13 protein-coding genes are annotated in these 15,879 nt (G+C 70.4%); 6 read left to right on the top strand and 7 right to left on the bottom strand.

The features are described 5' to 3' along the window. Window positions 1–182: 182 nt before the first annotated feature. The gene (gene dnaJ / locus J5X86_RS09245; RefSeq protein WP_078641360.1) at window positions 183–1,316 is read right to left on the bottom strand and encodes a molecular chaperone DnaJ; all 1,134 of its coding nucleotides are present in this window, start codon (window positions 1,314–1,316) and stop codon (window positions 183–185) included. Next, window positions 1,317–2,333 (bottom strand): heat-inducible transcriptional repressor HrcA, encoded by a 1,017-nt coding sequence (gene hrcA, locus J5X86_RS09240; RefSeq protein WP_014060643.1) that lies wholly within the window; start codon window positions 2,331–2,333, stop codon window positions 1,317–1,319. 164 nt (window positions 2,334–2,497) lie between these two features. On the opposite strand from hrcA, the gene J5X86_RS09235 reads away from it, so the two are divergent. Both J5X86_RS09235 and J5X86_RS09230 read left to right on the top strand, forming a co-directional pair. Then, on the top strand, window positions 2,498–3,220 hold the full coding sequence (locus tag J5X86_RS09235; RefSeq protein ID WP_208516260.1) for an MBL fold metallo-hydrolase: 723 nt from the start codon (window positions 2,498–2,500) through the stop codon (window positions 3,218–3,220). 85 nt (window positions 3,221–3,305) lie between these two features. Then, window positions 3,306–4,124 carry a DUF3097 domain-containing protein gene (locus tag J5X86_RS09230; protein ID WP_208516259.1) on the top strand — a complete coding sequence of 273 codons (819 nt, stop codon included), beginning with the start codon at window positions 3,306–3,308 and terminating at the stop codon, window positions 4,122–4,124. A 135-nt stretch (window positions 4,125–4,259) separates the two neighbouring features. Here J5X86_RS09230 and hemW read toward each other — a convergent pair whose 3' ends face one another. The 4 genes from hemW to lepA form a co-directional block, all read right to left on the bottom strand. Further along, entirely contained in the window at window positions 4,260–5,492 is a 1,233-nt protein-coding gene (gene hemW / locus J5X86_RS09225; RefSeq protein WP_208516258.1) for a radical SAM family heme chaperone HemW, read from the bottom strand. A gap of 156 nt (window positions 5,493–5,648) precedes the next feature. After that, window positions 5,649–7,748 (bottom strand): SpoIIE family protein phosphatase, encoded by a 2,100-nt coding sequence (locus J5X86_RS09220; RefSeq protein WP_208516257.1) that lies wholly within the window; start codon window positions 7,746–7,748, stop codon window positions 5,649–5,651. 185 nt (window positions 7,749–7,933) lie between these two features. After that, window positions 7,934–9,823: a long-chain fatty acid--CoA ligase gene (locus J5X86_RS09215; protein ID WP_208516256.1), complete on the bottom strand. Its 1,890-nt coding sequence runs from the start codon at window positions 9,821–9,823 to the stop codon at window positions 7,934–7,936. Between the two features lie 245 nt (window positions 9,824–10,068). After that, window positions 10,069–11,946, bottom strand: a complete 1,878-nt coding sequence (gene lepA / locus J5X86_RS09210; protein WP_208516255.1) for a translation elongation factor 4 — start codon at window positions 11,944–11,946, stop codon at window positions 10,069–10,071. Window positions 11,947–12,184: 238 nt separating this feature from the next. Here lepA and rpsT point away from each other — a divergent pair, with 238 nt between their 5' ends. Together rpsT and J5X86_RS09200 are read left to right on the top strand one after the other, a co-directional pair. Then, on the top strand, window positions 12,185–12,451 hold the full coding sequence (gene rpsT / locus J5X86_RS09205; protein ID WP_059147918.1) for a 30S ribosomal protein S20: 267 nt from the start codon (window positions 12,185–12,187) through the stop codon (window positions 12,449–12,451). 455 nt (window positions 12,452–12,906) lie between these two features. Beyond that, window positions 12,907–13,716, top strand: coding sequence for a hypothetical protein (locus tag J5X86_RS09200; protein ID WP_308124480.1), 810 nt, complete (start codon window positions 12,907–12,909; stop codon window positions 13,714–13,716). A 78-nt stretch (window positions 13,717–13,794) separates the two neighbouring features. Here the strand turns inward: J5X86_RS09200 and holA are convergent, their stop codons facing one another. Then, on the bottom strand, window positions 13,795–14,790 hold the full coding sequence (gene holA / locus J5X86_RS09195; protein WP_078641367.1) for a DNA polymerase III subunit delta: 996 nt from the start codon (window positions 14,788–14,790) through the stop codon (window positions 13,795–13,797). Window positions 14,791–14,844: 54 nt separating this feature from the next. On the opposite strand from holA, the gene J5X86_RS09190 reads away from it, so the two are divergent. Both J5X86_RS09190 and J5X86_RS09185 read left to right on the top strand, forming a co-directional pair. Further along, window positions 14,845–15,123, top strand: coding sequence for a hypothetical protein (locus J5X86_RS09190; RefSeq protein ID WP_078641368.1), 279 nt, complete (start codon window positions 14,845–14,847; stop codon window positions 15,121–15,123). 110 nt (window positions 15,124–15,233) lie between these two features. Then, window positions 15,234–15,776 (top strand): MOSC domain-containing protein, encoded by a 543-nt coding sequence (locus J5X86_RS09185; protein WP_208516254.1) that lies wholly within the window; start codon window positions 15,234–15,236, stop codon window positions 15,774–15,776. Window positions 15,777–15,879 lie beyond the last annotated feature (103 nt).

The following is a 15,879-nucleotide window of genomic DNA, read 5'->3' as shown; positions in this document are numbered from 1 at the left end:
ACATCGTGCCATGCCCTCCACACGGGCTCACCACCGGATCAGCGGCGCCCTTACGGGCCGTATCGCGGCCCGTAAGCGCCTACCGTCCGTTGAACGCATCCTTCAAGCGCGAGAACAGCCCTTGCTGCCCCGGCTTACCGCACTCCCCCGGGGGACAACCCCCGTACCCCCGGCCGGAGCGCCTAACGCCCGTTGAACGCATCCTTCAAACGCGAGAACAGCCCTTGCTGCCCCGGTTTGAATTCGCCGATCGGGCGCTCCTCGCCACGCAGCTTCGACAGCCGCCGCAGCAGCTCCTCCTGCTCCGGGTCGAGCTTGGTCGGGGTGGTCACCTCGACATGCACGATCAGATCGCCCCGGCCGCCGCCCCGCAGATGGGTGACGCCGCGCTGGTGCAGCGGGATCGACTGGCCGGACTGGGTGCCGGGCCGGATGTCGACCTCCTCCATGCCGTCCAGCGTCTCCAGCGGCACCTTGGTGCCCAGCGACGCCGCCGTCATCGGGATGGTCACCGTGCAGTGCATATCGTCACCGCGCCGCTGGAAGACCGGGTGCGGGACCTCGTGGATCTCCACATACAGGTCGCCCGCCGGGCCGCCGCCCGGTCCGACCTCGCCCTCACCGGCCAGCTGGATCCTGGTGCCGTTGTCCACACCGGCGGGGATCTTCACGGTCAGGGTGCGCCGCGAGCGGATCCGGCCGTCGCCCGCGCACTCCGGGCACGGAGTCGGCACCACGGTGCCGAAGCCCTGGCACTGGGGGCACGGCCGCGAGGTCATGACCTGGCCCAGGAAGGACCGCGTCACCTGGGAGACCTCACCGCGGCCACGGCACATGTCACAGGTCTGCGCCGAGGTGCCCGGCGCCGCGCCCTCGCCGCTGCACGTCGTGCAGACGACCGCGGTGTCGACCTGGATGTCCTTGGTGGTCCCGAACGCGGCCTCGCTGAGCTCCACGTCCAGCCGGATCATCGCGTCCTGACCGCGCCGGGTCCTGGAGCGCGGACCGCGCTGCGAGGCGGTCCCGAAGAACGCGTCCATGATGTCGGAGAAGTTGCCGAAGCCCCCTCCGAAGCCGCCGGCACCACCGCCGCCCGCCCCGGACATCGGGTCCCCGCCCAGGTCGTAGACCTGCTTCTTCTGTGGGTCCGACAAGACCTCGTAAGCGGCGTTGATCTCCTTGAACCGCTCCTGGGTCTTCGGATCCGGGTTCACATCCGGATGCAGCTCGCGTGCGAGCCGGCGGAATGCCTTCTTGATCTGGTCCTGCGAGGCATCACGCGGCACGCCCAGGACTGCGTAGTAGTCCGTCGCCACTTACGACTCCGCCAGGATCTGTCCGACGTAACGTGCCACTGCGCGTACCGCTCCCATCGTTCCGGGGTAGTCCATGCGGGTCGGTCCGACCACGCCGAGTTTGGCGACCGCCTCGTCGCCGGAACCGTAGCCGACCGCGACGACCGAGGTGGCGTTGAGCCCCTCGTGAGCATTCTCATGCCCGATCCGCACGGTCATACCCGAGTCCTTGGCCTCGCCCAGCAACTTGAGGAGGACGACATGCTCCTCGAGTGCCTCCAGGACGGGCCGGATCGTCAGGGGGAAATCATGCACGAAACGCGTGAGGTTCGCGGTGCCGCCGATCATCAGCCGCTCCTCGGTCTCCTCCACAAGCGTCTCGAGCAAGGTCGACAGCACGATCGAGACGGTCCCCCGGTCCTCCTGTTCGAAGGACTCCGGAAGATCCTGCACCAACTGCGGCACATCCGCGAAACGCCGACCCACGACCCGGCTGTTGAGCCGGGCGCGCAGATCGGCCAGCGAGTCCTCGGTGATCGGGGTGGGGCAGTCCACCATGCGCTGCTCCACCCGGCCGGTGTCCGTGATCAGCACCAGCATCACCCGGGCCGTGGCCAGCGGCAGCAGCTCCACATGGCGCACCGTCGAACGGGTCAGCGACGGATACTGCACCACCGCCACCTGCCGGGTCAGCTGCGCCAGCAGCCGGACCGTGCGGCCCACCACGTCATCGAGGTCGACCGCGCCGTCCAGGAAGTTCTGAATGGCCCGCCGCTCCGGGCTGGACAGCGGCTTCACTCCCGCCAGCTTGTCCACGAAGAGGCGATAGCCCTTGTCCGTGGGGATCCGCCCGGCGCTCGTATGCGGCTGGGCGATGAACCCCTCGTCCTCCAGAGCGGCCATGTCGTTACGCACCGTGGCCGGCGAGACCCCCAGCCGGTGCCGCTCGGTGAGCGCCTTGGAGCCGACCGGCTCCTCCGTCCCCACATAGTCCTGGACAATGGCACGCAGCACCTCGAGTCTGCGTTCGCTGAGCACCCCGCGCACCTCCAGTCCAGCGGTCTCATCAGGTCGTCCGCCTGGCACTCACCGGGCACGAGTGCCAGACCCCCTTCGCCAGTGTACGGCGGGGTGCGGTGGCATGGGCAAGAGCCGCCGCTGGCAGCAACTCTCCCCCATCCCCGTTGAGCTAGCGTCGCGGTATGGAGACGTGTTGGGAAGAGGCAGGCTGGGAGCGGCTCGCACCCGGTGTGGCCCGCCGTCGGTCGCCGGAGTGGGACGAGACGGTCGGCGTGGTCGTCGGCCGGACCGACATCCTCGTCGTGGACACCGGCGCGACCCTGCGCGCCGGGGCCGAGCTGCGCGCCCTGATCACCCGGCTGACCGGCCGCCGCCCCACCCGGATCGCGCTCACCCATCCGCACTTCGACCACGTCCTGGGCTCGGCCGCCTTCGCGGGCTGCGAGGTGTACGGGGCCACGGGCATGGACGAGCTGCTGCGCCGTGAGCGGGAGACGCTGCGCGAGGACGCGATCCGCCACGGAGTGGACCGGGACGCCGCCACCGAGGCCGTGGACCATCTGGTCGGCCCGCACCACCTGGTCTCCGGGGAGCTCACCCTCGACCTGGGCGACCGGCCGGTGCTGCTGGCCAATGTGGGGCCCGGCCACACCGCCCATGACCTGGCCGTTCTGGTGCCCGGCCGGCCCGAGGTGGTCTTCTGCGGCGATCTGGCGGAGGAGTCCGGCACGCCGCAGGCCGGACCCGACGCGATCCCCGGCCGCTGGCCCGCCGCCCTCGACCGGCTGCTCACCCTCGGCGGCCCGGACGCGCGGTACGTCCCGGGGCACGGCTCGGTCGTGGACGCCGGGTTCGTCCGGGCCCAACGCGACGAACTGGCGGCCCGCTTCGGCGTGTCTCTCTAGGCGTCCACCTAGCCGCCCAACTAGGCGTCCACCTAGTTGTCCGCACTACAGGAGTGGGCTGTCGTCGCGCGCTATCGTCATCCGGATGCGACAGTACGACCCGGACCTCACCCCGCCCTGGAAGCGGCAGCGGCCCGCCCCCGAGGTCCCCGCCGATCCGGACCTCGTCGTGGAGGAGGTCACCACCGGCTTCTGCGGCGCCGTGATCCGCTGCGAGAAGACCGCCGAGGGACCCACGGTCACTCTGGAGGACCGCTTCGGCAAACATCGTGTCTTCCCCATGGAGCCGCGCGGTTTTCTGCTCGAGGGGCGTGTCGTCACCCTCGTACGCCCGCGCGCGGCGGCGCCCAGCGCGCCCCAGCGCACGGCCTCGGGGTCGATCGCCGTTCCGGGAGCGCGCGCGAGGGTCGCCCGTGCGGGGCGCATCTATGTCGAGGGGCGCCATGACGCGGAGCTGGTGGAGCGGGTCTGGGGCGACGATCTGCGTATCGAGGGCGTCGTCGTGGAGTACCTGGAGGGCGTCGACGACCTGCCCGCCATCGTCGATGACTTCTCCCCCGGCCCGGACGCCCGGCTCGGCGTCCTGGTCGACCATCTGGTGACGGGCTCCAAGGAGTCCCGTATCGCCGCACAGGTCACCGGCGAGCATGTGCTGGTCCTCGGCCACCCCTATATCGACATCTGGGAGGCCGTGAAGCCGTCCTCCGTCGGCATCCCGGCCTGGCCGACGGTGCCGCACGGCCAGGACTGGAAGAAGGGCGTCTGCCGCGCCCTGGGCTGGCCGGAGAACACCGGGGCCGCCTGGCAGCGGATCCTGTCCTCGGTCCACTCCTACAAGGACCTCCAGCCGGAGCTCCTGGGGCGGGTGGAGGAATTGATCGATCACGTAACCGCAGGGCGGTAACCCCTGCCCACGTCCTCCCGTTGACACGATGGTGGGCCGGCCGCTTCGCTCCGCCACCGCGGAGGTGCTCCGTCGATCAGCCCGTCCACACTCCCCAGGAGGTCGTGGTCCCCGCGCCGGCGGGGATGTGCCCGGTCAGTCCACCAGATCCCGCACCACCGCGTCCGCCAGCAGCCGCCCGCGCAGCGTGAGCACGGCCTGCCCCCGTCCGTACGGCTCCGGGTCCAGCAGGCCGTCCTCCAGCGCCCGTGCCGCGGCCGCCGCCCCGGCCGGGCGCAGCAGCTCCAGCGGGCAGCCCTCGGCCAGCCGCAGCTCCAGCAGGATCCGCTCCACCCGGCGCTCCTCGGCGGTCAGCAGCTCCCGGCCCGCGCCGGGCGACCTGCCCTCGCCCAGGGCCTGCGCATATGCCCCGGGGTGCTTCACGTTCCACCACCGCACGCCGCCCACGTGGCTGTGCGCGCCGGGGCCGGCGCCCCACCAGTCGGCGCCGCGCCAGTACAGCTCGTTGTGCCGGCAGCGCCCGGCGGGCGAGGTGGCCCAGTTGGAGACCTCGTACCAGGCGAACCCGGCGGCCGACAGGGTCTCCTCGGCGATCAGATAGCGGTCGGCGTGCACATCGTCGTCGGTCATCGGGACCTCGCCGCGCCGGATCCGCCGCGCCAGCTGGGTGCCCTCCTCCACGATCAGCGCATACGCCGACACATGGTCCGGCCCCGCCCCGAGCGCCGCCTCCAGGGAGGCCCGCCAGTCCGCGTCGCCCTCCCCCGGCGTCCCGTAGATCAGGTCCAGGTTCACATGGTCGAATCCGGCCGCCCGCGCCTCGGCCACGCACGCCTCCGGCCGCCCCGGGGTATGCGTACGGTCCAGCACCTTCAGGACGTGCTGCCGGGCGCTCTGCATCCCGAAGGAGATCCGGTTGAACCCCGCCTCCCGCAGCTCCGCCAGATAGCGCGGATCGACCGACTCCGGATTCGCCTCGGTCGTGACCTCGACCCCCTCGGCCAGCCCGAACTCCTCCCGGATCGCCCCGAGCATCCGCCCGAGATCCGCCGCGGCGAGCAGGGTCGGGGTCCCGCCGCCGACAAAGACGGTCTCCACGGGCCGTGGGTCGTCGCCCAGCACCTTCCGCGCCAGCCGCACCTCCTCGACGACCTGCTCGGCGTAGTTGTCCCGCGAGGCGAGCACACCGCCGGAGCCGCGCAGCTCACTGGCGGTGTAGGTGTTGAAGTCGCAGTAGCCGCAGCGGGTGGCGCAGTACGGCACATGTAGATAGAACCCCAACGGCCGCCGCTCCGCCCCCGCCAAAGCGGTCGCGGGCAGTGCGCCGTCCTCGGGCATGGGCTCACCATCTGGCAGTACGGAAGGCATGCCCCCATTGTCCGTCACGGCCCGCGCCGCCCAGGACCACGAGGCGCGGGCCCCTGGGGCCGGGGCCCGGGGCCCGCCTGGGCCTGTCCTGCGGATCGTCGCCGGACGGGCCTCGCCGGACAGGGCCACACCGGAGCGGCCCTCGCCGGATGGGGCCTAGACCACCTTCAGGACCAGCATCGCCAGGTCGTCGTCCGGCGGCTCCGCCGCGAACTCGTCCACCGCCTGCCGCACCCGCTCCGCGACCTCCCGCGCGCTCAGCCCCGCGCACAGCGCGAAAGCCGCCGCCAGGCCGTCCTCGTCGTCAAACTGCCGGTCGCCGGATCGGTGCTCCGTCACCCCGTCCGTCACACACAGCAGCGTTTCCCCGGGCGCCAGATCGAACGATTCACTCTCGTACGTCACATCGTCCACAACGCCCAGCAGTATCTGCGGCGCCGCGACGGTCCGCACCTCGCCTTCGGGCCGCAGCACCAGCGGCAGCGGATGCCCCGCGCTGGCCAGCGTGCAGCGCACCCCCTGGCCCTCGCCCAGCGGCTCCAGCTCCCCGTACAGCAGCGACAGGAACCGCGCGACCCCGCCGCCCGCCGGGAGCCCCGTGCCGACCAGGCCGCCGTCCATCAGCTCCACGACCCCGGCGGGGCCTCCCACGGCCTCCACACCGGCCGCCACGGCCTCCGCGGCGCCCTCGACCGCCTGTTCCACCGCCTCCTCGCCCAGGAGCTGGTTGAGCCGGTCCAGGACCTCTCCCACGCCGTATCCCTCGCGGGCGAGCAACCGCAGCCAGGGCCGGACGAGGCCGGTCACCACGGCCGCCTCCGGGCCGTTTCCGCAGACGTCGCCCAGGACGAAGCACCAGCGGCCGTCACCGGCCGGGAAGACGTCGTAGAAGTCGCCCCCGGCCGAGATGTCGCCGGTCGGCTCGTACACGACCGCCGACTCGACGCCGGGGATGCGCGGGATCACGGACGGCAGCAGCCCGCGCTGCAGCACCCGGCTGATGGTCGCCTGCCGGGTGTAGCGGCGGGCGGAGGCGAGCGCCAGGGCGACGCGGCGGGCGAAGTCCTCGACCAGGCCGATCGCCTCGTCCGGCATCCGCACCAGTCCGGCGCGCCCCAGCAGCAGCGTGCCGAGCGCGCGGCCGCCCGCGACCAGCCGGCAGGCGAGGGCCGCGCCGCCGGGCCCGTACGCGGCGGGGTCGGCCGGCCAGGGCCACTCCACGGCGCTGCCGCGGACGGCGGCGGGCACCTGGGGCGGCTCCTTCTCCAGCACCCGCCGCAGGCCCTCGATGCGCCCCTCGCTGGCGTGCCAGACCCGGGCCAGCCGGGGCGGGCCGCTCGTGGAGTCGAGCCAGATCGCGCACCAGTCGGCGAGCCGGGGCACCAGGAGCTGGCCGGCGAGCGAGGTCACCATGTCCTCGTCGAACTGCCCGGCCAGCAGGTCGGACGCCTCGGCGAGGAAGGAGAGCGCGCCGCGCTGGATCCAGTCGGGGTCGAGACGGACGGGGGCGCGGCCCGGCGCGGGCGCGACGATCTCGACGGCCTCCTTACGGCCTTCACGGACGACTCCCGCGCCCTCAGGAACGGAGCCCAGGCCCTCGCGGGCGGCCCCCGCCCCGAACCCGCCCTCGGGCTCGGGCACGGTGGCGGTCGCCGGGTCCATGGCGGCCGCGGCGTCCATGAAGCCCGAGCCCATGGCGCCCGTCCCCGCGGCGGCCGAGCCCGTGGGCGCCACCGCCATCTGGAACCACACCGACTTGGTCGCCCGCCGGTAGGTCGTCCCCCAGGACTCGGCGATCTCGGCCACCAGCCGCAGCCCGTGGCCACCGGCGTACTCCGGCCCCTCGTCCGCATCCGGCGGATCGCCGCGCACCACCCGGGTGGGATGGTGGTCGGTCACCTCCACGACCAGGGACGGCGGTTCGCCCTCGCGGTCCGACACATCGAGCGCACAGCTCACCTCGACGGCGGTGCCGGCATGCACCACCGCGTTGGTGACCAGCTCGCTCACCAGCAGTATGGCCTCGTCCGCGACCCGGTCGGTGACCCGGTCGGCGGCCGGGACCTCGAGCGCGGCCCAGTCGGCGAGGGCGGCACGGACGAACCGGCGGGCGGCCGAGGCCGCGAGCGGAGTGCCGGGCAGGCTGACGCGTGCCGAGGCACTGGTACGAACGGGGCCAACCCCACCCCCGACCGGCAGAACAACCCCACCGCCCTCAACCGACCCACCAGAAGTGGCAGAAGATGACGTCCCCACTGTGCGGCTCCTGAAGAAGCTCCGTCATAACGCCGTATCCGTAACCGTATCCGGCACGGACAGAGTGACAGACGGACCGCCCTCATATGCACCGGGTTACGCAAGTGAACCGCGATAAGGGGAAAATTCATGTGTCCGGCGGGCCGGTCAACCTGAAATCCGGTGCGGGGTCGTATCCTTGCCCGTTAAACCTCCCGCGTTCCCGCGTACATGTCCTCGATCAGAGCCTTGTACTCACGCTCGACCACCGGCCGCTTCAGCTTCAGACTGGGCGTCAACTCCCCGTGTTCCACGTCGAGATCGCGCGGCAGCAGCCGGAACTTCTTGATCGTCTGCCAGCGCTGCAGCCCCTCGTTGAGCCGGAGCACGTAGCTCTCGATCAGCTTCCGTGCCTCATCGGTGGCCACGACGTCCGCGTAGGACTTGCCCCCGAGGCCGTGCTCGGCCGCCCACTTCATGATCGTCGGCTCGTCGAGGGCGATCAGCGCGGTGCAGTAGTTGCGGTCGGCGCCGTGCACCAGGATGTTGGAGACGAACGGGCACACCGCCTTGAACTGGCCCTCGACCTCCGCCGGGGCGACGTACTTGCCGCCCGAGGTCTTGATCAGGTCCTTCTTGCGGTCGGTGATCCTCAGATAGCCGTCGGGGGACAGCTCACCGATGTCTCCGGTGTGGAACCAGCCGTCGGACTCCAGCACCTGCTCGGTCAGCTCCGGCAGCCCGTGGTAGCCCTGCATGATGCCGGGTCCGCGCAGCAGCACCTCGCCGTCGTCGGCGAACCGCACCTCCAGACCGGGGAACGCCTTGCCGACCGTGCCCGTGCGGTAGTCCGCCGGGTTGAGGAAGCTGGCGGCGCTGGACTCGGTCAGGCCGTAGCCCTCCAGGATGTTGATCCCGGCGCCCGCGAAGAAGTAGCCGATGTCGGGGGCGAGCGCGGCGGAACCGGACACCGCGGCCCGCAGCCGGCCGCCGAACGCCTCGCGCAGCTTGCCGTAGACCAGCTTGTCGGCCACCGCGTGCTGGGCCTTGAGGGCGAAGGGCACGGAGGCGGTGCCGGTGCGGCGGAAGGAGTCCTGGGAGGTCCTGGCGTAATCCCGGGAGACCTCGACCGCCCACTGGAAGATCTTGTATTTGGCCCCGCCGCCCTCGCGCGCCCGCTGGGCCACCCCGTTGTAGACCTTCTCGAAGATCCGCGGCACGGCACACATATAGGTCGGCCGGACCACCGGCAGATTGTCGATGATCTTGTCGACCCGGCCGTCCACCGCCGTGGTGTGGCCGACGTAGATCTGCCCCGCCGTCAGCACCTTGCCGAAGACATGCGCGAGCGGCAGCCACAGGTACTGCACATCGTCGGGGTAGAGCAGCCCGTCCTGGGTGCCGATCACAATGGCCATGTACGACCAGGAGTCATGCGCCAGCCGTACGCCCTTGGGGCGCCCGGTGGTACCGGAGGTGTAGATGAGCGTCGCAAGCTGATCGCCGCGCAGGGCGTCCATCCGCTCCCGCACGGCGCCCGGCTCGCGCTCCAGACGGGCCGCGCCCCGCTTCTCCAGCTCGGCGAGCGAGAGCACCCAGCCCTCGGGGTCGTCCGCGGCGGGGACCGCGTCCCCGGCCTCGATCACCACCACATGGGCCAGCTCGGGGAGTTCATCGCGCTGCGCCCGCACCTTGGCGAGCTGCGTCGCGTCCTCGGCGATCATCACCCGGCTGCCGGAGTCGGAGAGGATGAAGGAGGTCTCGTCGGCATTGGTGGTCGGGTAGACCGTGGTGGTGGCCGCGCCCGCGCACAGCACGCCGAGGTCGGCCAGGATCCACTCGACGCGGGTCGAGGAGGCCAGCGCCACCCGCTCCTCGGGGCGGATGCCCAGTTCGATCAGCCCGGCGGCGATGGCGAAGACCCGATCCGCGCTTTCCCGCCAGGTCAGCGGCCGCCAGTCGTCGGGGCCGGTGCCCGAGGCGGGAGGCACCGGATAGCGGTACGCCTCCCCGTCCGGTGTCGCCTCGACGCGCTGGAGGAAGTGCGTCGCCAAGGACGGCGGCCGGTTCTCGAGCAAGATCTGTGTGTCGGTCACGGCATCCTCCGGGGCCCGCCTCATTGCTTGGTGACTCGCGAGTAACCTTCGAGTGGTGATCAGGGTAGGGGTCGAATCCTTACCGCGTAAGGGGTGAGCGTCACGTTGTTCTCACGAGATGCCCAAGAGGTTCCCCCGCACACAGCGGGCCCGGCGCATCCATCACGCCAGGCCCGCTGACCACACTCGTTCCGTGGGCTCCGCCCTCACCTTCGCCAGGGCTCCGCGCCCGCCCAGGGCGGCTCCTACTTCTTCGCCTTGGCGTCCTTACCGTCGGAGTCGGAGGACAGCACCGCGATGAAGGCCTCCTGCGGGACCTCCACGTTGCCGACCATCTTCATCCGCTTCTTGCCTTCCTTCTGCTTCTCCAGCAGCTTCCGCTTACGGGAGATGTCACCGCCGTAGCACTTGGCGAGGACGTCCTTACGGATGGCACGGACCGTCTCACGGGCGATGACCCGGGAGCCGATGGCCGCCTGGATGGGCACCTCGAAGTTCTGCCGCGGGATGAGCTCGCGCAGCTTGGCGACCAGCCGGACGCCATACGCGTACGCCTTGTCCTTGTGGGTGATCGCCGAGAACGCGTCCACCTTGTCGCCGTGCAGCAGGATGTCGACCTTGACCAGCTCCGAGGTCTGCTCACCGGTGGGCTCGTAGTCCAGCGAGGCATAGCCACGGGTCTTGGACTTGAGCTGGTCGAAGAAGTCGAAGACGACCTCGGCCAGCGGCAGGGTGTAGCGGATCTCGACCCGGTCCTCGGAGAGGTAGTCCATGCCGAGCAGCACCCCGCGGCGGTTCTGGCACAGCTCCATGATCGCGCCGATGAACTCGCTCGGGGCGAGGATCGTGCCCCGGACGACCGGCTCGTGCACCGTGTCGATCTTGCCCACGGGGAACTCGCTGGGGTTGGTCACCGTGTGCTCGCTGCCGTCCTCCATCTCCACCCGATAGACCACATTGGGTGCGGTGGCGATCAGGTCGAGATTGAATTCGCGCTCCAGGCGCTCACGGATGACCTCCAGATGCAGCAGCCCGAGGAAGCCGACGCGGAAGCCGAAGCCGAGGGCGGCCGAGGTCTCCGGTTCGTAGACCAGCGCGGCATCGTTGAGCTGCAGCTTGTCCAGGGCCTCGCGCAGCTCCGGGTAGTCGGAGCCGTCCAGCGGATACAGCCCCGAGAACACCATCGGCTTCGGGTCCTTGTAACCGCCCAGCGCCTCCTGCGCACCGCGGGTGACCTGGGTGATCGTGTCACCGACCTTGGACTGGCGGACGTCCTTCACACCGGTGATCAGATAGCCCACCTCGCCCACGGACAGCCCGTCGGCGGGGGTCATCTCCGGGGAGTTGGTGCCGATCTCCAGCAGCTCATGGGCGGCGCCAGTGGACATCATCTTGATCCGCTCGCGCTTGCTGAGCGTGCCGTCGACGACCTTCACATAGGTCACGACGCCCCGGTAGGCGTCATAGACGGAGTCGAAGATCATCGCGCGGGCGGGGGCGTCATAAACGCCCACCGGGGACGGAACGAGCTCGACGACCCGGTTCAGCAGCTCGGCCACGCCCTCACCGGTCTTCGCGGACACCCTGAGCACGTCGGAGGTGTCGCAGCCGATGAGATGCGCCAGCTCGGCGGCGTACTTCTCGGGCTGGGCGGCGGGCAGGTCGATCTTGTTGAGGACCGGGATGATCGTGAGCTCGTTCTCCATCGCCAGGTAGAGGTTGGCGAGGGTCTGGGCCTCGATGCCCTGGGCCGCGTCCACCAGCAGGATGCAGCCCTCACAGGCGGCGAGGGAGCGCGAGACCTCATAGGTGAAGTCCACATGGCCGGGGGTGTCGATCATGTTGAGGATATGGGTGGCCGGCTCGCCGCCCTCGTCCTTCGTCGGCGCCCAGGGCAGCCGGACCGCCTGGGACTTGATCGTGATGCCGCGCTCGCGCTCGATGTCCATGCGGTCGAGGTACTGCGAGCGCATCTGCCGCTGATCAACCACACCGGTCAGCTGGAGCATGCGGTCGGCGAGCGTCGACTTGCCGTGGTCGATGTGCGCGATGATGCAGAAGTTACGGATCAGAGCCGGATCGGTACGGCTAGGCTCCGGCACATTGGTAGGGGTCGCGGGCACGCAGGGTCCTGTGTCTAGGCGGGACTCGGTGTTATCGGTATGGGTCAGTCCCGTCCATGGTCCCATGAATGGCGACCTCTTCCGGGTTTGGGACGCCATGGACCCTGCTGGTAATCTGGCCGACTGTGTCTCGTGCCCCTCGCTGACGGACAGCTCCATGGACTCTCATGGACACCTCCGCGGGCACGGACGCACACCGAAGCAAGCGAAACCCAACGAACCTGCGAAGGCTTTCTACGTGGCGAACATCAAGTCCCAGATCAAGCGGAACAAGACGAACGAGAAGGCGCGCCAGCGCAACAAGGCGGTCAAGTCCGAGCTGAAGACCGCCATCCGCCGTACCCGCGAGGCCGTGGCCGCCGGTGACGCCGAGAAGGCCACCGAAGCCGCCCGCGCCGCCGCGCGCAAGCTCGACAAGGCCGTCAGCAAGGGTGTTCTGCACAAGAACAACGCCGCCAACAAGAAGTCGGCGATCGCCCAGCAGGTCGCCGGTCTCAAGGGCTGACACCCTCCCGGCTGATCTCGAAGGCTGACCCTTCCGGGGCACACCGCCCCACCTCGCCGCCGGTTTGGGCACAGCGGTCCCTCTCACCCGCTCCGACCGGCAGCCGAGAGCTTCTTCAGCTCTCTCAGCGGCACCGCGCCGCACGCGGCCTGCGTTCGCCACGCGGGTGCGGCGCACTCGATCGACGCGAAGGCCCCGCGCCTGTCCTTTCCCCAAGGACAGCGCGGGGCTTTCGCGCTTAATTCGGGTATGTTCACGTCATGTCGACACCGGGGGAAACACCCAATCCGTACGGCCCGCCGCAGCCGCCTCAACCCCCTCAGCCACCTCAGCAGAGTCCGCCGCAGAACCCCCCGCAGAGTGCGCCGCAGAGCCCGCCGGAGATTCTGTCTCAGGGGCCCCAGGGATCACCGCAGGGGCCGCCGCAGAGCCCGCCGCCCGGCCCGTACGGTCAGGTGCCGCCCCAGCCCCAGCCGCCCCAGCACCCTCCGTACGCGTACGCCCAGCCGACGATGCCGTCCATCCCCCTGGGCGGTGGGTACGGGCCGATGGGCATGCCACCCGGGGCGCCGCCCACGGGCTCCGGAGGCGGGGGCGGCGGCAAGGGCTGGCTGTGGGGGCTGGGCGGGGCCGTCGTCGCCTCGGCGGTCTGGGCCGGGGTGCTGTTCGCCACGGGAGGGTTCGAGGACGAGACGAAGGCCGATCTCGCGGGCTACCGCTATCGGACCAATCTGTGCACCCCGACGGATACCCAGCCCTTCGAGGACGCCGGGTACGAGCAGAAGGACGAGAGCGGTTCGACGTCGACATCGACGTCGAACCCGCAGCACAGCAGCTCCGAGAACGCCGCGCTGGACTCGATGACCTGCAATATCGACTTCGAGCCGAGCGGCTCGAGCAGCAGCGACTACTCCTCGGTCTGGCTCTACACCACGGCGTCGCTGCACAAGAAGACCAACCCCGGGCCGGAGTTCGAGGCCCAGTACCGGTCGTACGAGGACCAGAAGACGTCCACCTACAGCTACGAGGTGAGCCCGGTCAGCGGGCTGGGCGACGAAGCCTATGTGGTGAAGCAGAACAACAGCAGCAGCTCCAACACCGGCGCCTATGTGATCCTCGCCGTGCGAGACGGCTGGATGACCTATCAGTCGACCTGGTCGCAGTATGTGTCGTCCTCGTCCAGCGGCTCGGCCAAGACGCCCGAGGAAGCCACCGAGCTGCTCAAGAAGAGCGCCAAGTCGACGCTGGAGAAGATGAAGGAGTAACTCGCGGGGCCGAGCCAGTGCCGCCGCTCGGATCGGATCGGATCGGATGCGGATTGCCCGCGGCCCCTCGGCCAGGGCCTACGGCTGACCTCGGCCCGCCCGGGCGGCGCGGACGATCGTGACGACCGCCTTCTCCAGGGCGTATGCCGGATCGTCTCCGCCGCCCTTGACCCCCGCGTCGGCCTCGGCGACGGCGCGCAGCGCGACCGCCACTCCGTCCGCCGACCACCCGCGCATCTGCTGCCGCACCCGGTCTATCTTCCACGGCGGCATGCCCAGCTCACGGGCGAGATCGCCGGGGCGCGCGTTACGCGGCGCGGAGGCCAGCTTGCCGATCGCACGGACGCCCTGAGCCAGGGCGCTGGTGATCAGCACCGGCGGCACCCCGGTGGAGACGGCCCAGCGCAGCGCCTCCAGCGCCTCGGCCGCGCGCCCCTCGACGGCGCGGTCGGCGACGGTGAAGCTGGACGCCTCGGCGCGGCCGGTGTAGTAGCGGGCAACGATGGCCTCGTCGATGGTGCCCTCGACATCGGCCACTAGCTGGGAGACCGCGCTGGCCAGCTCGCGCAGATCGCTCCCGATGGCGTCGACCAGAGCCTGGCATGCCTCGGGGGTGGCGGACCGGCCGGTGGCGCGGAACTCCGAGCGCACGAACGCCAGTCGGTCGGCGGGCTTGGTCATCTTGGGGCAGGCGACCTCGCGCGCCCCGGCCTTACGGGCGGCGTCGAGCAGCCCCTTGCCCTTGGCCGCGCCCGCGTGCAGCAGCACCAGGGTGATCTCCTCGGCGGGGGCGCCGAGATAGCCCTTCACGTCCTTGATCGTGTCGGCCGACAGATCCTGTGCGTTCCGCACCACGACCACCTTGCGCTCGGCGAAGAGCGAGGGGCTGGTGAGCTCGGCGAGGGTGCCGGGCTGGAGCGCGTCGGGCGTCAGGTCGCGCACATCGGTGTCGGGGTCGGCCGCGCGGGCAGCCGCCACCACCTGCTGCACGGCGCGGTCGAGCAGCAGGTCCTCCTGGCCCACGGCGAGCGTCACGGGGGCGAGCGGATCGTCGGTCGTCGTCTTCCTGGCCATCGCGGTCCAGCATCCCACGGACCACCGACAACCCCGCCGCGTGCTGCCGTCCGGATGTCCGACAATGTTCCGGTGATCGATGAAGGACTGACCGGCGCCCGGCACATCCTGGTGCTGCCCGACCGCGACGCCGCGGAGGAGGTGGCCGAGGCCCTGCCGGAGCGCTTCGGCATCGCCCAGGAGCCCCAGTTGGTGCGGGACGCGCTGGCGGGCGAGGACGACGCCGAAGACGCCCAGTGGCTGGTGGTGATCGAGGACCCGGCCAGGGGCCTGGATCCGGCGGCGCTGGACGCGTTCGCGGACGAGTACGACGGCTGGCTGGAGGCCGAATAGCCTGGCCCCCGGCCAGGGTCATGGCTCATCGTGGTCACTGAAGATGGTCGCTGAAGGTGGTCACTGAAGGTGGTCGCTGAAGGTGGTCGCTGAAGAGGGGGGCTCCAAGGATGAGTGGGACAGTGACGGCAGTCAGCAGCAACGGCGAGTACTCGTTCACCAAGCCGAACCGGGACGGCATCACACTGCTCGCCGGCCTCGGTGTCGAGGGCGACGTCCATGCCGGCGTGACGGTCAAGCACCGCTCACGCGTCGCCCAGGACCCCACCCAGCCGAACCTGCGCCAAGTCCACCTCATTCATGAAGAGCTCTTCGCCGAGGTCGGTGCCGAGGGATTCAAGGTTTTGCCCGGTGACCTCGGTGAGAACATCACCACCCATGGCATCGATCTGCTCGGCCTGCCGGTCGGCACGCTGCTGCGCATCGGCGATGACGCGGTGCTGGAGGTCACCGGCCTCCGCAATCCCTGTCTGCAGATCGACACCTTCCAGAACGGGCTCCTGAAGCGGGTCGTCGGCCGCGATGAGGCCGGGAACATCGTGCGCAAGGCCGGAATCATGAGCATCGTGAAGGAAGGCGGCACGGTGCGCCCAGGCGACACGATCACAGCAGAGCTCCCCACCGGCCCCCACCGCCCCCTGGACCGGGTCTGACGGCTTCCCGGCGGAGCGGGATCGTCCGGGGCGCTGTTCTTCCGGAGGCGTCTGTTCCGAAGACGTCCGTTCCGAAGGTGTCTGTTCCGAAGACGTCCGTTCC

This window comes from Streptomyces sp. NEAU-YJ-81 (assembly GCF_017592595.1).
GTDB classification, from domain to species: Bacteria; Actinomycetota; Actinomycetes; order Streptomycetales; family Streptomycetaceae; genus Streptomyces; species Streptomyces hygroscopicus_B.
The sequence above is the reverse complement of the archived record's forward strand: the minus strand, read 5'-3'. Positions and strand labels throughout refer to the sequence as shown.

Bases quoted from the DNA above. Each gene is read 5' to 3' on its own strand.
- holA (WP_078641367.1), bottom strand. From the start codon at position 14,790: ATGGCCAGGAAGACGACGACCGACGATCCGCTCGCCCCCGTGACGCTC.
- J5X86_RS09190 (WP_078641368.1), top strand. From the start codon at position 14,845: ATGTCCGACAATGTTCCGGTGATCGATGAAGGACTGACCGGCGCCCGG.
- J5X86_RS09230 (WP_208516259.1), top strand. From the start codon at position 3,306: ATGCGACAGTACGACCCGGACCTCACCCCGCCCTGGAAGCGGCAGCGG.
- hemW (WP_208516258.1), bottom strand. From the start codon at position 5,492: ATGCCTTCCGTACTGCCAGATGGTGAGCCCATGCCCGAGGACGGCGCA.
- J5X86_RS09235 (WP_208516260.1), top strand. From the start codon at position 2,498: ATGGAGACGTGTTGGGAAGAGGCAGGCTGGGAGCGGCTCGCACCCGGT.
- J5X86_RS09185 (WP_208516254.1), top strand. From the start codon at position 15,234: ATGAGTGGGACAGTGACGGCAGTCAGCAGCAACGGCGAGTACTCGTTC.